14 protein-coding genes are annotated in these 17,987 nt (G+C 72.2%); 7 read left to right on the top strand and 7 right to left on the bottom strand.

Annotated features, from left to right (window positions below):
* The first annotated feature begins 16 nt into the window (after positions 1-16).
* Complete coding sequence (locus tag AB5L52_RS21145; RefSeq protein ID WP_369365627.1) at positions 17-1,675, top strand: glycoside hydrolase family 13 protein; 1,659 nt, start codon at positions 17-19, stop codon at positions 1,673-1,675.
* A 31-nt stretch (positions 1,676-1,706) separates the two neighbouring features.
* On the opposite strand, the gene AB5L52_RS21140 is transcribed toward AB5L52_RS21145, so the two are convergent.
* The gene (locus AB5L52_RS21140) at positions 1,707-2,465 is read right to left on the bottom strand and encodes a DUF4142 domain-containing protein (RefSeq protein ID WP_369368946.1); all 759 of its coding nucleotides are present in this window, start codon (positions 2,463-2,465) and stop codon (positions 1,707-1,709) included.
* A 201-nt stretch (positions 2,466-2,666) separates the two neighbouring features.
* On the opposite strand from AB5L52_RS21140, the gene AB5L52_RS21135 reads away from it, so the two are divergent.
* Positions 2,667-3,353 (top strand): DUF6445 family protein, encoded by a 687-nt coding sequence (locus AB5L52_RS21135; protein ID WP_351017298.1) that lies wholly within the window; start codon positions 2,667-2,669, stop codon positions 3,351-3,353.
* Between the two features lie 2 nt (positions 3,354-3,355).
* Here the strand turns inward: AB5L52_RS21135 and AB5L52_RS21130 are convergent, their stop codons facing one another.
* Positions 3,356-3,709: a cytochrome C oxidase subunit I gene (locus tag AB5L52_RS21130; protein WP_351017301.1), complete on the bottom strand. Its 354-nt coding sequence runs from the start codon at positions 3,707-3,709 to the stop codon at positions 3,356-3,358.
* Complete coding sequence (gene ctaD / locus AB5L52_RS21125; protein WP_351017303.1) at positions 3,706-5,424, bottom strand: cytochrome c oxidase subunit I; 1,719 nt, start codon at positions 5,422-5,424, stop codon at positions 3,706-3,708. The genes AB5L52_RS21130 and ctaD overlap by 4 nt, the downstream gene beginning before the upstream one ends.
* A 139-nt stretch (positions 5,425-5,563) precedes the next feature.
* On the opposite strand from ctaD, the gene AB5L52_RS21120 reads away from it, so the two are divergent.
* From AB5L52_RS21120 to AB5L52_RS21110, 3 genes are all read left to right on the top strand, one after another.
* The gene (locus AB5L52_RS21120; protein ID WP_369365623.1) at positions 5,564-6,265 is read left to right on the top strand and encodes a DUF4328 domain-containing protein; all 702 of its coding nucleotides are present in this window, start codon (positions 5,564-5,566) and stop codon (positions 6,263-6,265) included.
* 34 nt (positions 6,266-6,299) lie between these two features.
* Positions 6,300-6,968, top strand: a complete 669-nt coding sequence (locus AB5L52_RS21115) for an SDR family NAD(P)-dependent oxidoreductase (protein WP_369365621.1) — start codon at positions 6,300-6,302, stop codon at positions 6,966-6,968.
* Positions 6,969-7,078: 110 nt separating this feature from the next.
* On the top strand, positions 7,079-8,026 hold the full coding sequence (locus AB5L52_RS21110) for an MIP/aquaporin family protein (RefSeq protein WP_351017309.1): 948 nt from the start codon (positions 7,079-7,081) through the stop codon (positions 8,024-8,026).
* 19 nt (positions 8,027-8,045) lie between these two features.
* Here the strand turns inward: AB5L52_RS21110 and AB5L52_RS21105 are convergent, their stop codons facing one another.
* The 4 genes from AB5L52_RS21105 to AB5L52_RS21090 all read right to left on the bottom strand — a co-directional run bounded on the left by AB5L52_RS21105 (position 8,046) and on the right by AB5L52_RS21090 (position 10,522).
* Complete coding sequence (locus AB5L52_RS21105; protein ID WP_351017312.1) at positions 8,046-8,402, bottom strand: transcriptional regulator; 357 nt, start codon at positions 8,400-8,402, stop codon at positions 8,046-8,048.
* A complete protein-coding gene (locus AB5L52_RS21100; RefSeq protein ID WP_369365620.1) occupies positions 8,399-8,872 on the bottom strand; it encodes a hypothetical protein in 474 nt (157 codons plus the stop codon). The genes AB5L52_RS21105 and AB5L52_RS21100 overlap by 4 nt, the downstream gene beginning before the upstream one ends.
* Positions 8,873-8,989: 117 nt before the next feature.
* On the bottom strand, positions 8,990-9,295 hold the full coding sequence (locus AB5L52_RS21095) for a hypothetical protein (protein WP_369365618.1): 306 nt from the start codon (positions 9,293-9,295) through the stop codon (positions 8,990-8,992).
* 135 nt (positions 9,296-9,430) lie between these two features.
* Entirely contained in the window at positions 9,431-10,522 is a 1,092-nt protein-coding gene (locus tag AB5L52_RS21090) for a PucR family transcriptional regulator (RefSeq protein WP_369365615.1), read from the bottom strand.
* A 255-nt stretch (positions 10,523-10,777) separates the two neighbouring features.
* Here AB5L52_RS21090 and AB5L52_RS21085 point away from each other — a divergent pair, with 255 nt between their 5' ends.
* Together AB5L52_RS21085 and AB5L52_RS21080 are read left to right on the top strand one after the other, a co-directional pair.
* Positions 10,778-12,934 carry a flotillin family protein gene (locus AB5L52_RS21085; RefSeq protein WP_369365613.1) on the top strand — a complete coding sequence of 719 codons (2,157 nt, stop codon included), beginning with the start codon at positions 10,778-10,780 and terminating at the stop codon, positions 12,932-12,934.
* 130 nt (positions 12,935-13,064) lie between these two features.
* A complete protein-coding gene (locus AB5L52_RS21080; RefSeq protein WP_369365611.1) occupies positions 13,065-17,867 on the top strand; it encodes a DNA repair ATPase in 4,803 nt (1,600 codons plus the stop codon).
* Positions 17,868-17,987: the final 120 nt, after the last annotated feature.

Here is a 17,987-nt window from a genome sequence, read left to right as displayed (position 1 = left end):
CCCGAAGGGATCCCGTATGGCAGACCGCTCCCCGGACGTCTCCTCCAGGAACCCCGACTGGTGGCGCCAGGCCGTCATCTACCAGGTCTACCCCCGCAGCTTCGCCGACGCCGACGGCGACGGACTCGGCGATCTGCGCGGCATCACCCGGCGCCTGAACCATCTCGCCACCCTCGGCGTCGACGCCCTGTGGCTGAGCCCCTTCTACCCCTCCGAACTGGCCGACGGCGGCTACGACGTCGCCGACCACCGGGACGTCGACCCCCGCCTCGGCACCCTGGACGACTTCGACGCCCTGGTCGGCGAGGCCCACCGGCTCGGTCTGAAGGTCGTCGTCGACATCGTCCCGAACCACACCTCGCACCAGCACCCCTGGTTCCAGGAGGCCCTGCGCTCCGCCCCCGGCTCCGCCGCCCGCGACCGCTACGTCTTCCGCCCCGGCCGGGGCCCGCACGGCGAACTCCCGCCCACCGACTGGCAGTCCGTCTTCGGCGGCAGCGCGTGGGAGCGGATCCCGGACGGTGAGTGGTACCTGCACCTCTTCGCCCCCGAACAACCCGACCTCGACTGGGGCAACGACGACGTCCGCGCCGACTTCCGCACCACCCTGCGCTTCTGGTCCGACCGGGGCGTCGACGGCTTCCGCGTCGACGTCGCCCACGGCCTCGCCAAGGATCTCGCCGAGCCGCTGCGGGACATCGGCGGCCTGGGCGCCACCGGCGAGGCGGCCCTGCCCCTCGTCCCGCCGGGCAGCCACCCCTACTGGGACCGCGACGAGGTGCACGAGATCTACCGCGACTGGCGCAAGGTCCTCGACGCCTACCGCCCGGCCCGCAGCGCCGTCGCCGAGGCCTGGGTCCCGGGCGCCCGCCGGGCCCGGTACGCCCGCCCCGACGAACTCGGCCAGGCCTTCAACTTCGAGTATCTGGAGGCTCCTTGGGACGCGGCGGAACTGCGCCGGGTGATCACCGAGGAGCTGGCCACCGCCCGGGCCGCCGGTGCCTCCGCCACCTGGGTCCTCTCCAACCACGACGTCGTCCGCCACGCCTCCCGTCTGATGCTCCCGCCCGGCACCGACCCGGGAGCCTGGCTGCTGTCCGGCGGCACCGCACCCGCCGTCGACACCGGGGCCGGGCTGCGCCGGGCCCGCGCGGCGACCCTGCTGATGCTGGCGCTGCCCGGATCGTCGTACCTCTACCAGGGCGAGGAACTCGGCCTCCCCGAGGTCGCCGACCTGCCCACCGAGGCCCTTCAGGACCCGATCTGGGAGCAGACCGGCCATGCCCGCAAGGGCCGGGACGGCTGCCGGGTGCCGCTGCCGTGGACGACGAGCGGGCCCTCCTACGGCTTCGGCCCGTGCGCCGGCTGGCTGCCGCAGCCCCCGTCCTTCGCGTCGTACGCCGTCCGGGCGCAGACCGGGACGGACGGCTCGACCCTGGAGCTGTACCGCACGGCCCTGCGCCTGCGCCGCAAGCTCCTGGAGGGAGAGGATCTGACGTGGGCCGCCGACAGCCCCGCAGCCGTCCTGGACTTCACCCGCTCCCCGAGCTGGCGCTGCGTCACCAACCTCGGGGACGCGCCGGTGCCGCTGCCACCGGCGGAGGTACTGCTGGCCAGTGGGCCACTGGAGGGGAGGGGGATCCTCCCGCCGGACACCACGGTCTGGCTGGCGTGACCAGCGCCGACGCACCGCGGCGTGGGCGCGCTCAGCCCGCGGTCGGTGCCGGACTCGCCCCCGGCGAAGCCCCGGCCCCGCCCCCGCCCCCGCCTCCGGCGATCCCGTTGATGTCGGCGGGCGTGGACGTCGCGCCCGGCGGCGGCGTCAGCACCACCTGCGGCTGACCCGCCGGAGGCGGTGGCGGGGTCAGATCGGAGTTCGGCAGCTTCGGCGGGGTCGTCTGCTGGAAGATGGTCTGGTCGAAGTCGACCAGACCGGTCTTCTCCATCACCGTCATATGGTCCAGCACGGTGTCATTGGCCTGGTCGGCGAGGGCGCGCACCAGCGAGTTCTTGGTGGTGGACCGGATCTTCGAGATCGTGTTGAAGATCGCGCCGTGTGTCATCCGCAGGATGTTGGCGAAGTCGCTGTCGAACTTCCTGCCGCTGTCCGCCTTCAACTGGGTGACAAAACCCTGCTGTTGGGGGCTCGGCAGGTTGGGCAGTGTGATGTTCAGCATCGGCGCTATCTTGCGGCAGGTGGTGTCCAGCGCGGCGTGGCCGTCGACCAGGTGCTTGCTGGCCGTGATGACCCCCGGTGTGGTGCCCTTCTGCAGCCCGATCTGCCCCACCGGGTACTCCCACAGGCCGGCCGCGCGCACCTTCACCACGAAGTCCCGGTCCTGCTCGGTGAGCGGCCCCCACGGGGTGTTGGCGACGACACGGTCCTGGGCGGTGGTGACCTTGTTCAGGCCGAGCATGCTCGGGTAGGCCAGTGCCGCGAGCGTCACGGCCATCGCACCGCCCACGAAGAGGGTTCCCGTCGCGTTCCGCGAAAAGCGCAGCACCGTGCCTCCTGCCCGGTCGGGGAGCCGCCCACATGACGGCATGGGGCGGTTCGGACACACAGCAGTACGGATGCGGAAGACGTTTGTATCTGTGCGGCAGGTAAAGAAGAGTTGACCATTCCTCGGGAGAGAGGTGGGCAAACGCTGCCATAGATTCGCGGTATGCCCCCACAGCCTCCCCCCAGGATGCCCGCCGCGCTGCCTGTCCTGCCCTACCGCAAGCCCACCAAGGGCCGGGACTACTGGGTGTTCGACGACGCGCTGCCCGAGGCCGACGCCGTACGGGAGCGGTGTCTGGCCAAGGACGACTGGGTCGAGGGCTACCCGTACACCTCCGAGACCTGGCCCGGGCTGCGCGCCATGCCCGGACTGGAGCCGGGTGAACTCGCCGTCATCGAGAGGCTGGTGAAGAAGGCCACCGGGGCGAAGGATCTGTGGGTGCAGCAGGCGCCCGGCGGCGGCACCCTGAACCACAACTGCGTCCAGGTGGTCGGCGAAGGTGAGAGCGAGCCCCGCCCGCACACCGACTCCCGCGCGCTGTGCCGGTACGCGGCCGTGCTCTACCTCAACCCGGACGTCCCCAAGGACTGCGGCACCGCGTTCTACCGCCAGTCACTGCCGGGCGGCCGGCTCGGCGGCAACGTCGTCCAGGCCCCGCACAACAACCTGGTCGAGGCCCTGGGCACCCGGTTCGTGCCCGGCAACCACTTCGAGGAGGACGTCCGCGTCCCGCACCGGTACAACCGCCTCCTCCTCTACAACGCCAACCTCGTGCACAGCGCGACCGGTTACCACGGCAAGACGCTGGAGGAGAAGCGGATGACGGCGGTCTTCTTCTGGATGGCCTGACGTCACAGGACCAGCAGCACCCCGGCCACGACGGCGCACACGGCACATACGGCGCACACCGCGAGGGCCGCGCCGACGCAGCGGCGGCGCAGCTCCTCGTAGCGCTGCTCGTACTCGGCGCGCAGCGAGACGCAGCGGGCCGCAACGCGTTCCAGGTCCGCCCGGGCGCGTTGCAGGCTGTCGGCGACGTACCGGCGCTCGACGTCCTCGCGCTGCGCGGTCGTCAGCCACTCCATGGGCGCGGCGAACTCCCGTGCGCGCTGCTCCGCCTCGGCGATCCGGGCCTGCCAGAGCAGGTATCCCTCCACCTCGTCGGCCAGGGCACCGTCGGCGCCCGGCCTCGGCGGACCGTTCACCCCTGCCCTCGGCCGGTCCGGGCCGGGAGCTGGTGCTCGTGCTCGGCCAGCGCGATGTCGGGGTGGTGCAGGTCGAACGCCGGGGACTCGCTGCGGATCCGGGGCAGGGTGACGAAGTTGTGCCGCGGGGGCGGGCAGGAGGTCGCCCACTCCAGCGAACGGCCGTAGCCCCACGGGTCGTCCACGCCGACCGGCTTGCCGTACCGGGCCGTCTTCCACACGTTGTAGAGGAACGGCAGCATCGACAGACCGAGCAGGAACGAGCCGATCGAGGAGACCGTGTTCAGGGCGGTGAAGCCGTCGGAGGCCAGGTAGTCGGCGTAGCGGCGCGGCATGCCCTCGGCGCCCAGCCAGTGCTGGACCAGGAACGTGGTGTGGAAACCGACGAACAGCGTCCAGAAGGTGAGCTTGCCGAGGCGCTCGTCCAGCATCTTGCCGGTCATCTTCGGCCACCAGTAGTGGAAGCCCGCGAACATCGCGAAGACGACCGTGCCGAAGACCACGTAGTGGAAGTGGGCCACCACGAAGTACGAGTCGGAGATGTGGAAGTCCATCGGCGGTGAGGCCAGGATGACCCCGGTCAGCCCGCCGAACAGGAACGTCACCAGGAAGCCCGCGGACCACAGCATCGGTGTCTCGAAGGACAGACTGCCCTGCCACATCGTGCCGATCCAGTTGAAGAACTTCACCCCGGTCGGTACGGCGATCAGGAACGTCATGAAGGCGAAGAACGGCAGCAGCACCCCGCCGGTGACGTACATGTGGTGCGCCCACACGGTGATGGACAGTCCGGCGATGGAGATGGTCGCGGCGATCAGGCCCATGTAGCCGAACATCGGCTTGCGGGAGAACACCGGGATCACCTCGGAGACGATGCCGAAGAACGGCAACGCGATGATGTACACCTCCGGATGGCCGAAGAACCAGAAGAGGTGTTGCCACAGCAGGGAGCCGCCGTTGGCCGCGTCGAAGACATGGGCGCCGAACTGCCGGTCCGCCTCCAGCGCGAACAGCGCGGCGGCCAGCACCGGGAAGGCGAGCAGCACCAGGACACCGGTGAGCAGCACGTTCCACACGAAGATCGGCATGCGGAACATGGTCAGACCGGGTGCGCGCATGCAGATGATCGTGGTGATGAAGTTGACCGAGCCGAGGATGGTGCCGAAGCCGGAGAAGGCCAGGCCCATGATCCACATGTCGCCGCCCGGACCGGGTGAGCGGACCGCGTCGGTGAGCGGCGAGTAGGCGAACCAGCCGAAGTCGGCCGCGCCGTCCGGGGTGAGGAAGCCGCCCACCGCGATGAGCGAGCCGAACAGGTACAGCCAGTAGGCGAACATGTTCAGCCGGGGGAACGCCACATCGGGCGCGCCGATCTGCAGCGGCATGATCCAGTTCGTGAAGCCGGCGAACAGCGGCGTCGCGAACATCAGCAGCATGATCGTGCCGTGCATTGTGAACGCCTGGTTGAACTGCTCGTTCGAGACGATCTGCAGGCCCGGCCGGGCCAGCTCGGCGCGCATGACGAGGGCCAGCACGCCGCCGATCAGGAAGAACGCGAAGGACGTCACCAGATACAGCGTGCCGATCGTCTTGTGGTCGGTGGTCGTCAGCCACTTCACCAGGACGCTGCCCGGCTGCCTGCCCCGGACCGGCACCTCGCTCTCGTACGAGTCCTCGGGCGCGGCGGCACCATGCGGTTCGTTGAGGATGCTCACACCTGCATCCTTGCTGCGCGACGGCGCGCGCGAAGCCCTGAGCGGCCGACGCGCAGCCGAACGCATGACGGATGCACACGGATGGCGCAAGCGCCGTCGCCCCTGGTGGCCTGCGGCTTTCGTGCGACAGGATGGGGCGATGACCGAACAGATGGATCAGTCCGCCGCCCGTACGCTCGCGTACCAGCCGGTCCAGGTGACCGGGCGGCTGGCGGTCGGGGGACTGCTGCTCGCCGGGCTCGCCTGGCTCGTACGAGGGGTGTGGGAGATGCGGCTCGCGGTCGCCGGGGAGCCGGCCTCCGGGCCGCCCGACCAGGGCTTCGGGGTGCACCGGCCGCTCAACTCGCTGGAGAATTCATACCACTTGGTGTCGTCGGCGGGCGGCGTGGTGGTCTTTCTCTGCGCCATGCTCTTCCTGTCCTGGCTGACCAGGCTGCGGGAGAACGCGCGGGCGCTGTCGGGGGACACGCCGAAGTACGCGGGGATATGGATGTTCCTCGGGTGGTTCGTGCCCGTGGTCAACCTGTGGTTCCCGCGGGGGATCGTCGTCGACGCCTTCCGCAGCAGCGCGCCCGGACGGAGGCTGCCCGTCTCCGTCAACGTGTGGTGGGGGCTGTGGCTGGCCGGGATGCTCACCGGGGTGGGGATCGTCTACCGCGACTCCACGGACCGGATCATCGAGCGCGCCTACACCGAGGGGTGGCAGCTGCTGGTGTCCGACGCCCTCGTCGTGGCGGCCGCCCTCGCCGGCGCCTTCGCCGTACGGGCCGTCACCGCCGCCCAGGTGGAGCGGATCCGTGCGGGGCAGGTGGCCGACGCCCAGGTGGCCGAGCCCGTCTAGCGGCTTGGCCCGGGGTGCGGTACGGATGCTGGGCATGAGCAGTATCGCCATCGTGGGTGCCGGACCGGGGCTCGGAGCCGCTGTCGCGCGGCGGTTCGGGCAGGAGGGGTACGCCGTCGCCCTCTTCGCCCGGGACGTGGGGCGGCTCGACGCGCTGGTACGGGACCTCGGCGAGGGCGGGGTGACGGCCCAGGGGTTCGTCGCGGACGTCCGCAGGCCGGAGGAGCTGGTGGCGGCGCTGGCGCGGGCGGCGGAGGAGCTGGGGACCGTCGAGGTGCTGCAGTACAGCCCGGTGCCGCACCGGGACTTCATGCGGCCCGTGCTGGAGACCGGGCACCGCGATCTGGTCGGGCCCATCGAGTTCTCCGTGTACGGGCCGGTCGCCGCCGTGCAGCAGGTGCTGCCGGGGATGCGGCGGCTGGGGCGCGGGACGATCCTGTTCGTCAACGGCGGGACCGCCGCCGTCCCGCACACCGACCGGGCGGGGACGTCCATCGCGTTCGCCGCGGAGAGCGCGTACGGGCATCTGCTGCACGAGCGGCTCGCGAGCGAGGGGATCCATGTCGCCCAACTGGTGATCCCGGGGGCGATCACACCGGGACATGTGCGCAAGGATCCGGCCGTGCTGGCCGAGACGCTGTGGGGACTGCACCGGGACCGGCACGGTTTCCGGCACTTCGCCGACGATCTGGACAGCTGCTGAGCCGGGCCGACGACCGGGTGGGCTGACTGGGCACTGTCAACCTGCGGGGTGGGGGTTTGTAGGCCAATATGGTGACGTTGGCCGTATCGCTCTCGTCAAGGGGGCCTGGAATGGCTGTCGAAATCCCCGCGATCATCAAGCCGTCCCGGTTCAGAAGCCGGGGAGGGCTGCTGGGCGAGTGCCTCGCCGAGTTCCTCGGGACGTTCGTGCTCATCTCCTTCGGCTGTGGTGTGGTCGCGATGGCGGTGGCGGCGCTGCCCGGTTCGGGCCGTGCCGCGACGCCCACGACGATCTTCCTCGCGGCCGGCGACTGGCTGCTGATCACCTGGGGCTGGGCGATGGCCGTCGTCTTCGGCGTGTACGTGGCCGGCGGCGTCAGCGGCGCCCACATCAACCCGGCGGTCACCCTGGCCATGGCCGTGCGCCGCGGGTTCTCCTGGGCCAAGGTCGTGCCCTACTGGTTCGCACAGGTCCTCGGCGCCTTCACCGGCGCCGCGCTCGTCTATCTCGTCTACCACGACGCGATCCACGCCTACGACCACGCGGCGGCCGGCCCGAAGGTGAACGGGCACACCAATGCCACCTTCTCGATCTTCGCGACCTTTCCGGCCGCCTACTTCCACGGCGGCGTCTGGGGACCGCTGATCGACCAGATCGTCGGTACGGCGTTCCTGCTCATGCTGATCGCCGCCGTCCTCGACGTACGCAACCAGGCCGTGCAGTCCAACCTCGGCCCGCTGGTCGTGGGCTTCGTCGTCGCCGCGATCGGCATGTCCTACGGCGCGAACGCGGGGTACGCCATCAACCCCGCCCGTGACTTCGGGCCGCGGCTGCTGACCTGGGTCGAGGGCTGGAGGAGCCTGGCGTTCCCGGGGAGCGTGTCCGGCACGTTCAGCGCGTACTGGTGGATCCCGATCGTCGGGCCGCTGATCGGTGGCGTGGCCGGGATCGTCGTGTACGACCTCTTCATCGGTGACGTCCTGCTGCTCCGGGCGGAACTGGTGGAGCCGCCGGAGCCGGGACGTTCGGCTCCGGTGCGCACCACCGACGAGGAGTAGGCCGGGAGGTGACGGCCCGTCAGGTCTCGGGTGTGCCGGATTCCTGTGCACCGGCGCACGCGGCCCGGCGGGCCGTCGCCGCGATCTCCTCCAGTGCCGCCAGATGACGGGCGACCGCCCTGCGGCCGCTGAGGGTGAGGGCGGCCCAGGTGCGCGGGCGCTTGCCGAGGTAGCCCTTGCGGATGCTGACGTAGCCCGTCTTCTCCAGTGCGGAGAGGGTCTTGCTCAGCGTGGAGTCGGAGACCTCGCAGTAGTCCCGCAGGACGGCGAACTCCGCCTCGCCGCACGCCGAGAGATAGGCGGCGAGGGCCAGCCGGGTCGGGTGGTGGAGTTCGCGGTCGAGGGCGGGGGGCGCGTCGTCCCTGGAGCCTGTCATGCGGTGCCGGCCTGACGGGTCGTGCGGGTCACGCGCAGGACGTGCTCCGCGCCGTGGGTCAGGCCGAAGGCGATGAGCCAGCCGGTCGTGCCGTACACGATCGCGGCCGGGAGGCTCATGGCCAGGGGGATGAAGGGCACCACCCAGGCGTGCCAGGCGGGGCGGCCGGGCCCGCGGTCCCGGCTGAACCAGCGGGTCACTCCGCCGTGGTGCGCGCCGAGCCACAACAGCACGAAGAAGCCGGTCAGGCTCACCAGGGCGGCGACCGTCAGCCAGGTCCCCCAGCGCGGCATCCGGTCGGCGAGGCCCAGTGCTATGAAGCCGACCGCGAAGGTCAGGCCCTGTCCGATGGCGTAACCGCGGGGCATCCCGCGCTCGGTCGCCTTGCGCGCCGCGCTCTGTGCGGCGCAGGCGGCCTTGAGCGCGTCCCGTGCCTGCCGGGCGTCCATCGGTTCCCCCGTGCTGTCCATGCGTGTACCTCCGGTGTGGGAGGAGCGGTTGGTCGTCCGCCCCTCGTGCATACCTTCAGCATGGACAGTACTTTCCAAGAATGCAAGTACTTTCCGAGCGCCCTGCGCGGTTGCCGGTCACTTCTCCCGGCGGCAGCTGATGGAGTTCGCGGACACGTTCCGGCAGGTGAGTCCGCTCCCGGGGCCGATGAGCCGCGCGAGCCGCGGTGCGATGTCCCGCTCGCAGTTCAGGGACGGGCTGTCATCGGGGTCGGCGTTCGCCTCGTCGCAGACCCTGCCGACAACGCTGCCGCTGTCGACCTTCGGGCCGGGCGGAGGCGTGTCCGCGGAAGCCGACGGGGCGAGGAGGCCCACGCCGAGCACCGGTGCGCTGAGCAGCGCTGCGACCTGGGCGCGGGTCGGCCACGGGATCCGTCGCGACATGACTGTCCTTTCGACTGGTTCATGCGAATGTCATGCGAAGCAACGCCATGATCAACGGCAGCGACGTGCTACGGACGCGGACACGCGCGGTGCGTTCGCGTGAACTCCCGCGTTCGGCCCCGGGGGCTCCCCTGCTCACAGCGGGCGGTGGGGCCAGTCCAGGAGGCGGGCGCCGATCACGGCGGTCTGGAGCATGTAGCGATGTGCCGGGTCGGCCGGGTTCGCGGCGGTGAGTTTGTGGATGCGCTCCAGGCGGTAGGTGAGCGCGCGCACGCTGAGCGAGAGCCGGCGGGCGGCCTCGGCGGCCACACAGCCGGCGTCGAAGTACGCGACCAGGGTCTCCAGCAGCGGACCGGCGCCGCCGCGGGCCGTGGTGAGCGGGCCGAGCGTGTGCGAGACCAGGTCCACGAGCGCCTGCCGGTCCCGGGCCAGTACCGGGTAGACGAGCAGGTCGGCGGCGCGCAGTACCGGCCCGGCCAGACCGAGACGGTCCGCCATCTCCAGCGCGGCGAGGGCCTCTTCGTACGACTGCACGATCCCGCCCGCGCCGTGCTGGGCGCGGCCGATGGCGACCCGCAGCGCCGCGCCGGAGGCGCCCGTCGCCGCGTACGCCTGCTGGGCGAAGTGCAGCAGGATCTCGTCCTCGTCGCCGGGCGCGATGCACAGCAGCCGGCCGTTCTTGGTGGTGAGCAGGGTGTTGTGGGAGTCGAAGCGGGCGAGTACGGCGGCCTCGACCCGGCGGGCGACCGGGCCGCCCTCGGCATAGGCGGACGGGCCCTCCGCGACGGCCACCGCGTACGCCCGGGAGAGCGTGAGGCCGAAGCGTTCGGCGCGCTCGGCGAGCCGGCCCAGGTCGCTGCGGCCGTAGAGCAGATCGTCGATGAACTCCCGGCGTGCGGCCTCCTCGCGGCGCACGGCGAGCCGCTGCGCGCGTTCGTAGCCCTCGGCGAACGCGTCGATCGCCTGCTCCACGGCGGCCAGCGTGGCCAGGCTGCTCTCGGCCGAGCCGTCCGTGGCCGGCCAGGCGGCGCGGGTGGCGGCCAGGTGGGCGACCACCAGCGCACGCAGTCCGTGCCCGGCGTCGGCGGCCTGTTCGCCGAGCGCCCGCCGGACCTTAAGTTCCTCCCTGGTCAGCCGCCGGCCGGTGGCCGCCGCCTCGGCCAACGTCCGCGCGAAGCCGCCCAGATAGTGCTCGGGCAGGTCATGCCGGTCCTGCTGCTCCCCCATGTCGGCCCTGTCCCCCGTGACTTCCCCGTGGTCTTCCCCGTGATCTTGACGGGCCGGTGACGCTTTCTTAGCGCGTGTCCGGCACGCAGAACCTAGTGAACACTGCCGGGAACCGGCAATGCGCGGGGGTGGGCCCCTGCCGCACCATCCTCTGCGGGGAGCACTACGGAGGGTTGCGGTGCCGGGCATCGGCAGATGCCCGGCACCGAAGCCACGGGGGGCTCCGGTTTCGTCTCTGACGCAAGGACGTGTGTCATGGAAGTCCTCGGCGTGCTCGTCGCCGTCTGTCTCGTCGTCGTGCTGCTGGCGCTGTTCGGGTTCTCGCGGCTGTACCGCAAGGTGGACCAGAGCCAGGCCCTGATCGTGTCGAAGACGCGGCGGGTCGACGTCTCCTTCACCGGGCAGGTCGTGCTCCCGATCCTGCACAAGGCCGAGGTGATGGACATCTCGGTGAAGACGATCGAGATCAGCCGCTCCGGCCGGGACGGGCTGATCTGCCGGGACAACATCCGCGCCGACATCCGGATCCTGTTCTTCGTGAAGGTCAACAAGACCGTCGAGGACGTCATCAAGGTCGCCCAGACCGTCGGCACCGAGCGCGCCAGCCACCAGGACACGCTGCAGGAGCTGTTCCACGCGAAGTTCTCCGAGGCGCTGAAGACCGTCGGCAAGCAGCTGGACTTCACCGACCTGTACACCAAGCGCGAGGAACTCCGCTACCACGTCATCGAGTTGATCGGCATCGACCTCAACGGCTACCACCTTGAGGACGCCGCGATCGACTACCTGGAGCAGACCCCGGTCACCCAGCTCGACCCGGCCAACGTCCTCGACGCGCAGGGCATTCGCAAGATCACCGAGCTGACGGCGATCGAGCACGTGCGCACCAACGAGGCCCAGCGCACCGAGCAGAAGGAGATCACCCGGCAGAACGTCGACGCCCGCGAGGCCATCCTGGAGCTGGAGCGGCGGCAGGCGGACGCGGAGATCAAGCAGAAGCGGGAGATCGAGACCTCCCGCGCCCGCGAGGAGGCCGAGACCGCCCGCGTGGTGGAGGAGGAGCGGCTGCGCGCCCAGGGCGCCTTCCTGCGCACCGAGGAACAACTCGGCGTACAGCGCGAGAACCAGGCCCGGGAGATCGCCGTCGCCGCGAAGAACCGCGAACGGGTCATCGCCGTCGAGAACGAGCGCATCGAGAAGGACCGCCTGCTGGAGGTCATCGCCCGGGAACGGGAGACCCAGCTGACCCGGATCTCCGCCGACAAGGAGGTCGAGGCGGAGAAGCGGGAGATCGCCGAGGTCGTCCGGGAGCGGGTGGCGGTGGACCGTACGGTCGCCGAGCAGGAGGAGTCCATCAAGAAGCTGCGTCTCGTCGAGGAGGCGGAGCGCGAGCGGCAGGCCCTCGTCATCGCCGCCGAGGCCGAGGCGCAGGAGAAGCTGGTCAAGGACATCAAGGCCGCGGAGGCCGCGGAACAGGCGGCGACGCACCGGGCCGCGGAGGAACTCACCCTCGCCGAGGCCCGGTTGAAGACCGCCGACCTCGACGCCCGCGCCAAGCTGCGGCTCGCCGAGGGCGTCCAGGCCGAGGCCGCCGCCGAGGGCCTCGCCGCCGTTCAGGTCCGCGACAAGGAGGCCGAGGTCACCGTCAAGGCCGGCCGCGCGGAGGCGGAGGCCACGGAGGCCCGGCTGCGGGCCGAGGCGGAGGGCACCCAGGCCAAGGCCCTCGCGGAGGCGGAGGGCGCACGAGCCAGGGGGCTCGCCGAGGCCGAGGGTGCGCGGGCGGCCGCGGAGGCCACGGAGGTGCGGCTCAAGGCCGAGGCGGAAGGCGCCCGTGCGAAGGCGCTCGCGGAGGCCACCGCCATCGGCGAGAAGCTGAAGGCCGAGGCCGAGGGCCTCACCGAGAAGGCCGCCGCGATGGCCGCGCTGGACGAGGCCTCGCGCGGGCACGAGGAGTACCGGCTGCGGCTCGCGGCGGAGAAGGAGATCCGGCTGGCCGGTCTGGAGACGCAGCGGCAGGTCGCCGAGGCGCAGGCGAGCGTCCTCGCGACCGGGCTGGAGCACGCCGACATCGACATCGTCGGCGGGGAGTCCGTCTTCTTCGACCGGCTGGTCTCGGCGGTCTCCTTCGGCAAGGGCGTGGACGGCTTCGTCGACAACTCCCGTACGGCACAGGCGCTGGCGAAGCCCTGGCTGGACGGCACGAGCAGCTTCACGGAGGACCTGGGCCGCGTTCTGGGCTCCCTCGGCACGGCGGACGTGCGTAACCTGACGGTGTCGGCGCTGCTGATGAAGCAGATCAGGGGCGGCGGCCCGAATGCGGGACAGCTCCAGAAACTCCTCGACCGTGCGAGCGAACTGGGTCTGGCCGACACCCCGCTCGCCGCCCTGAACGGGAGCGGTGCGGGGAGCTGAGGCTGGGCGGGGGTGGGCGCAGCGGCGCGGCGCTATGCGGCTGACGTCAGCTGCAACTCCCCAGGGGCGCGGGGAACTGCGCGACAAGCCACGACGCACCCGCGCATGACCACGAAGGGAACCACCCCCCATGGCCACCGTCGACGCCGGTACCTACGAGGTACTCCGCGACCGGCTCGCCGTACACGCCGCCGACCTCGCCCGGAGGGCGGACGCACTCAACGCCCGCCGGAGCGAGGAGTTCGGGTCGGCGAAACTGGACCTCGTTGCCACCGCCCGGCTACGCACCCCGCATCCGTGCGTCCCGAGCGACATCGTGGCCGTAGGAGACACCCTGCTCTTCGGCGGAACCGGCGGAGCAGACGTGCTCGCGCTCCACGGCCGGGACGGCGAGCGGCTGCCCGAGGACGCCGTACCCGGTCTGCTGGACGACCCCGGGTTCGTAAGGGAGTTCAGCGCGCTGCACCGCTACTACCGCGAAGCGAGCCTGCTGCGGCTGCGCCGGGTCGACGGCCGGCTGCTCGCGGTGTTCCGCACCGGCGAGAAGGCCGACGACGTCCGCGTGCTGCGCTGGAGCGTCGCCGACGACGGCCGCACGGCCTTCCTGGACGCACGCGGCGACCGCGACGACGTCTTCCCGCCGGCCCAGGACGTGACCTGGACGCAGACCACCCGCGAGGACCACGTCCTCGAACGGGAGCGGCCCTACGTCGCCGTCCCCGGCGGAGCCGGAGTGTCGACCGTCGGGGGCGAGCTCACCGTACGCACCCGCGACGGTGACGGCCTGTACGCCGAACCCGTCCAGGAACCGCTGCAGTCCCTCGCGGACGCCGCCGTCGGGCACGCGCGCGTCGGCCCGCTGGTGCTGCTGCGGGTGCGGCCGTACAAGGAGGACACCGACCGGTACCTGGTGTTCGACACGCTGACCCGGACCGTCGTCCGGCTCGACGGCATCGGGCAGGCCTGCCGCCGGCTGCCCGAGGAGCAGGGCATCGTCTTCCCCGGCGGCTACTGCCTGGCCGGCGCCGGGCACAAGACGTACGAACTCGACGTGCGGGGGCTGGAGTTCGAGCGGGAGGTGCGCGCGCCGAACGGCGAGGACGTGCTGTACGCCTTCCGGTCCAGGTCCCAGGGACGCACGCTGCTGCTGTCGTACAACACGCTGCGCAAGGAGGTCGCGAACCCGCTGCCGTGCCGGGGCTGGGCACTCTTCGACGACGGTGCGCTCGCCGTGCTGCGCGCCGACGGCGACGAGCCCGCGCACACCCATCCGCTGCAGTGGTGGACCTCGCCGTACGTCTCCGACACCCACGCGGCCGCCCTGCGCACCGGCACCGGCGCGCTCGCCCGGGTCGGCAACGCCGATCTCGTGCGCGGGCTCGCCGACTGTCTGTCGGTGGCCCGGCTGGTGGCCGACGGCATCGAGACGAGCGAGGGCTACCGGGCGCTGGCCGCCGCCTGTGTGCGGGCCGCCGACACCAACCACTGGCTCGCCGACCCCGAACTCGGCGGCTTGGGCGGCCCGTTGGACGAGCTGCGGGTCACCGCCGAGCAGGTGCTGGCCGAGTTCGAGACCGTACAGGAGCTGACCCGGCAGGCAGCCGACGCCCTCGACGAGGCCGCGGAGCGGATCGCCGCCGTGGTGCGCCGGCTGCGCGGCGAGGCCCCGCGCGAGGCCGCCGCCTGGGTACGCGGACTGACCGAACTCCGGCATGCGCACGGGCACCTGCTCACGCTGCGGGAGCTGCGGTACGTCGACACGGACCGGCTGGCCGGGGTGGCGGCCGCCGCCGAGGGCGACCTCGCCGGATTCGGGCGGCGCGCGGTGGCGTTCCTGGCCCGCGAGGACGCCTTCACCGGGCAGCAGGAGGAGGTCGAGCGGCTGGTCGGGGAGGCGGCGGCCGTCGAGACCGTCGCGGGCGCCGCGCCCGTCGCCGCCCGGCTGGACGAGCTGGCCGACGGGCTGCGCACGGTCACCGACGTCGTGACCGGCCTCGACATCGCCGACGCCACGGTCCGTACGGCGGTCCTTGAGCGGATCGCCGAGGTGCTGGGCGGGGTCAACCGGGCGCGCGCCACCCTCGACGGCCGCCGCCGTGCGCTGCAGGACAGCGAGGGGCGGGCCGAGTTCGCCGCCGAGACCGCGCTGCTCGCCCAGGCCGTCACCGCCGCGCTCGCCGCGTCCGGCACCCCTCAGGAGTGCGACGACCAACTGACCTCCGTACTCGGCCGGCTGGAGGACCTGGACGGCCGGTTCGCCGAGTTCGACGACTTCCTCGCCGAACTCGACGGCCGGCGCACCGAGATCTACGAGGCGTTCGCCGCCCGCAAGCAGTCCCTCGCCGACACCCGCGCCCGCCGCGCCGAACAACTCGCCGTCTCCGCCGGGCGCATGCTGGAGACGATCGCCCGCCGGGCGGCCACCCTCCCGGACACCGACGCGGTCACCACCTACTTCGCCTCCGACCCGCTGGTCGCCAAGGTCCGCCGCACCGCCGGCGAGCTGCGCGCCCTCGACGACAGCGTGCGCGCCGAGGAACTCGACGGCCGGCTGAAGTCCGCCCGCCAGGAGGCCGCCCGCGCCCTGCGCGACCGCACCGACCTGTACGCCGACGACGGCCGCACCCTGCTGCTCGGCGGCCACCGCTTCGCCGTCAACACCCAGCCGCTGGACCTCACCCTGGTCCCGCACGGCGACGGCCTCGCCTTCGCGGTGACGGGCACCGACTACCGCCGCCCGGTGACGGACCCCGGTTTCGCCGGCACCCGCCCGTACTGGGACCGCCGGCTGCCCTCCGAGTCGCCCGAGGTCTACCGCGCCGAGCACCTCGCCGCCCGCCTGCTCGCCGAGCACGGCCCGGCCGCCCTCGCCGCCGCCGACGACCTGCCGGACCTGGTGCGCCGGGCGGCGCAGGAGTCGTACGACGAGGGCTATGAGCGCGGTGTCCACGACCATGACGCGACCGCCGTGCTGCGCGCCCTGCTGCCCCTGTACGAGGCCGCCGGCACCCTGCGTCACGAGCCCGCCGCCCGGGCCGCCGCCCAGCTGTTCTGGGCGCACGGCACGACGGACGAGGCCCGTACGGCCTGGCGGCGACGGGCGGTGTCGCTGGCCCGCGCCCGGGACGCCTTCGGCGCCGTACCGGCCATCGGGGAGCTGGAGCGGGAGCTGGCCGGGGCGATCGAGGCCTGGGACGCGCAGGCGGCGGGCGGCCCGGCCGCCGCGTACCTCTTCGAGGAGCTGACCTGCGGTCCGGAGGGCTTCGTCCTCGGCGTCACCGCGCGCACGCTGCTGGAGAAGTTCCGGCACGCGGACGGGAGTTACGGCGGCGATCCGGAGGGGCTGACGGAGCTGGCCGCGCGCCGGCAGGTGGTGGGGGCCTGGCTCGGTGCGTACGCCGCCGCCACCGGCGCCGAGGCCGGGCCGGGCGAGCTGGCGGAGGCGGTGGCCGCCGAGCTGTGCCCCGGCCTCCCCCGCTACGACGGCGACGCCCGGCTCACCGCGACGGCGGAGGGCCTGCTGGGCGCGCACCCGAGGGTGACCGACGGCCGACTGCCGCTGAGGGTGGACGAGTTCCTGGCCCGCACGACCCGTTTCGCGGCCGTGGAGGTTCCCGCCTTCCGCGCCTACCAGCGCCACCGTACGACCCTGGTGGCGGCCGAACGCGCCCGCCTCCGCCTGGACGACCACCGCCCCCGGGTGATGCCGGCGTTCGTGCGCAACCGCCTGGTCGACGAGGTGTACCTGCCGCTGATCGGCGACAGCCTGGCCCGCCAGCTCGGCACGACCGGCGAGTCGAAGCGCACCGACACCGGCGGTCTGCTCCTGCTGATCTCCCCGCCGGGCTACGGCAAGACGACGCTCATGGAGTACGTCGCCGACCGGCTCGGGCTGATGCTGGTCAAGGTCAGCGGCCCGGCGCTCGGCCACACCGTGACCTCGCTGGACCCGGCCGACGCCCCGAACGCCACCGCCCGCCGCGAGATCGAGAAGATCAACTTCGCGCTGGCAGCCGGCAACAACACCCTCCTGTACCTGGACGACATCCAGCACACCTCGCCGGAGCTGCTGCAGAAGTTCATCCCGCTGTGCGACGCGACCCGGCGCGTGGACGGCGTGGGGGACGGCGAGCCGCGCACCTACGACCTGCGCGGCAAGCGGTTCGCGGTCTGCATGGCCGGCAATCCCTACACCGAGTCCGGCGAACGCTTCCGCATCCCGGACATGCTGGCCAACCGGGCCGACGTGTGGAACCTCGGCGACGTCCTCACCGGCAAGGAGGACGTCTTCGCGCTCAGCTTCGTCGAGAACGCCCTCACCGCCAACCCGGTCCTCGCCCCGCTCGCCGCCCGCGACCACGCCGACCTGGACCTGCTGGTCCGGCTGGCCGCCGCCGACCCGACGGCCCGCGCGGACCGCCTCCGGCAGCCGATGCCACCGGCCGAACTCGGCCGTGTGCTGGAGGTGTTGCGCCATGCGCTGGCGGTCCGCGAGACGGTACTGCGGGTCAACGCGGCGTACATCGCCTCCGCCGCCCAGTCGGAGGCGGCCCGCACCGAACCCCCGTTCCGCCTCCAGGGTTCGTACCGCGACATGAACAAGATCGCCCAGCGGCTGCGCCCGGTCATGAACGACGCCGAACGCGAGGCCGTCGTCGACGACCACTACACGGCCGAGGCCCAGACCCTCACCACGGGCGCCGAGGCCAACCTGCTGAAACTGGCCGAACTGCGCGGCACGCTCGACACCGTCCGGGCCGCCCGCTGGACCGAGGTGAAGACGGCCCACGTCCGCGCCCGCGCCCTCGGCGGTCCCGAGGACGATCCCCTCACCCGCGCGGTGGCCGCGCTGGGCCTGCTGGCGGACCGGGTGGCGGCGGTGGAGTCGGCGATCACGCGGGCGCGGGCCGACGCCGGGGGCGAGGAGCGGTGACGGCCCGGGGAGCCGAGGGAAGGAAGCGGTGATGGCGTACTTCCTCGCGCCCCTGTCGGCCGCGCTCGCGTTCGTCGTCCTGATCACGGCGGTGCTGGTCCGCCGGGACAGACGGCTGGC

The sequence above is a fragment of the Streptomyces sp. CG4 genome, assembly GCF_041080655.1.
GTDB lineage: Bacteria > Actinomycetota > Actinomycetes > Streptomycetales > Streptomycetaceae > Streptomyces.
Note: the sequence above shows the minus strand (reverse complement) of the source record. Positions and strands in the feature narration are given on the sequence as shown.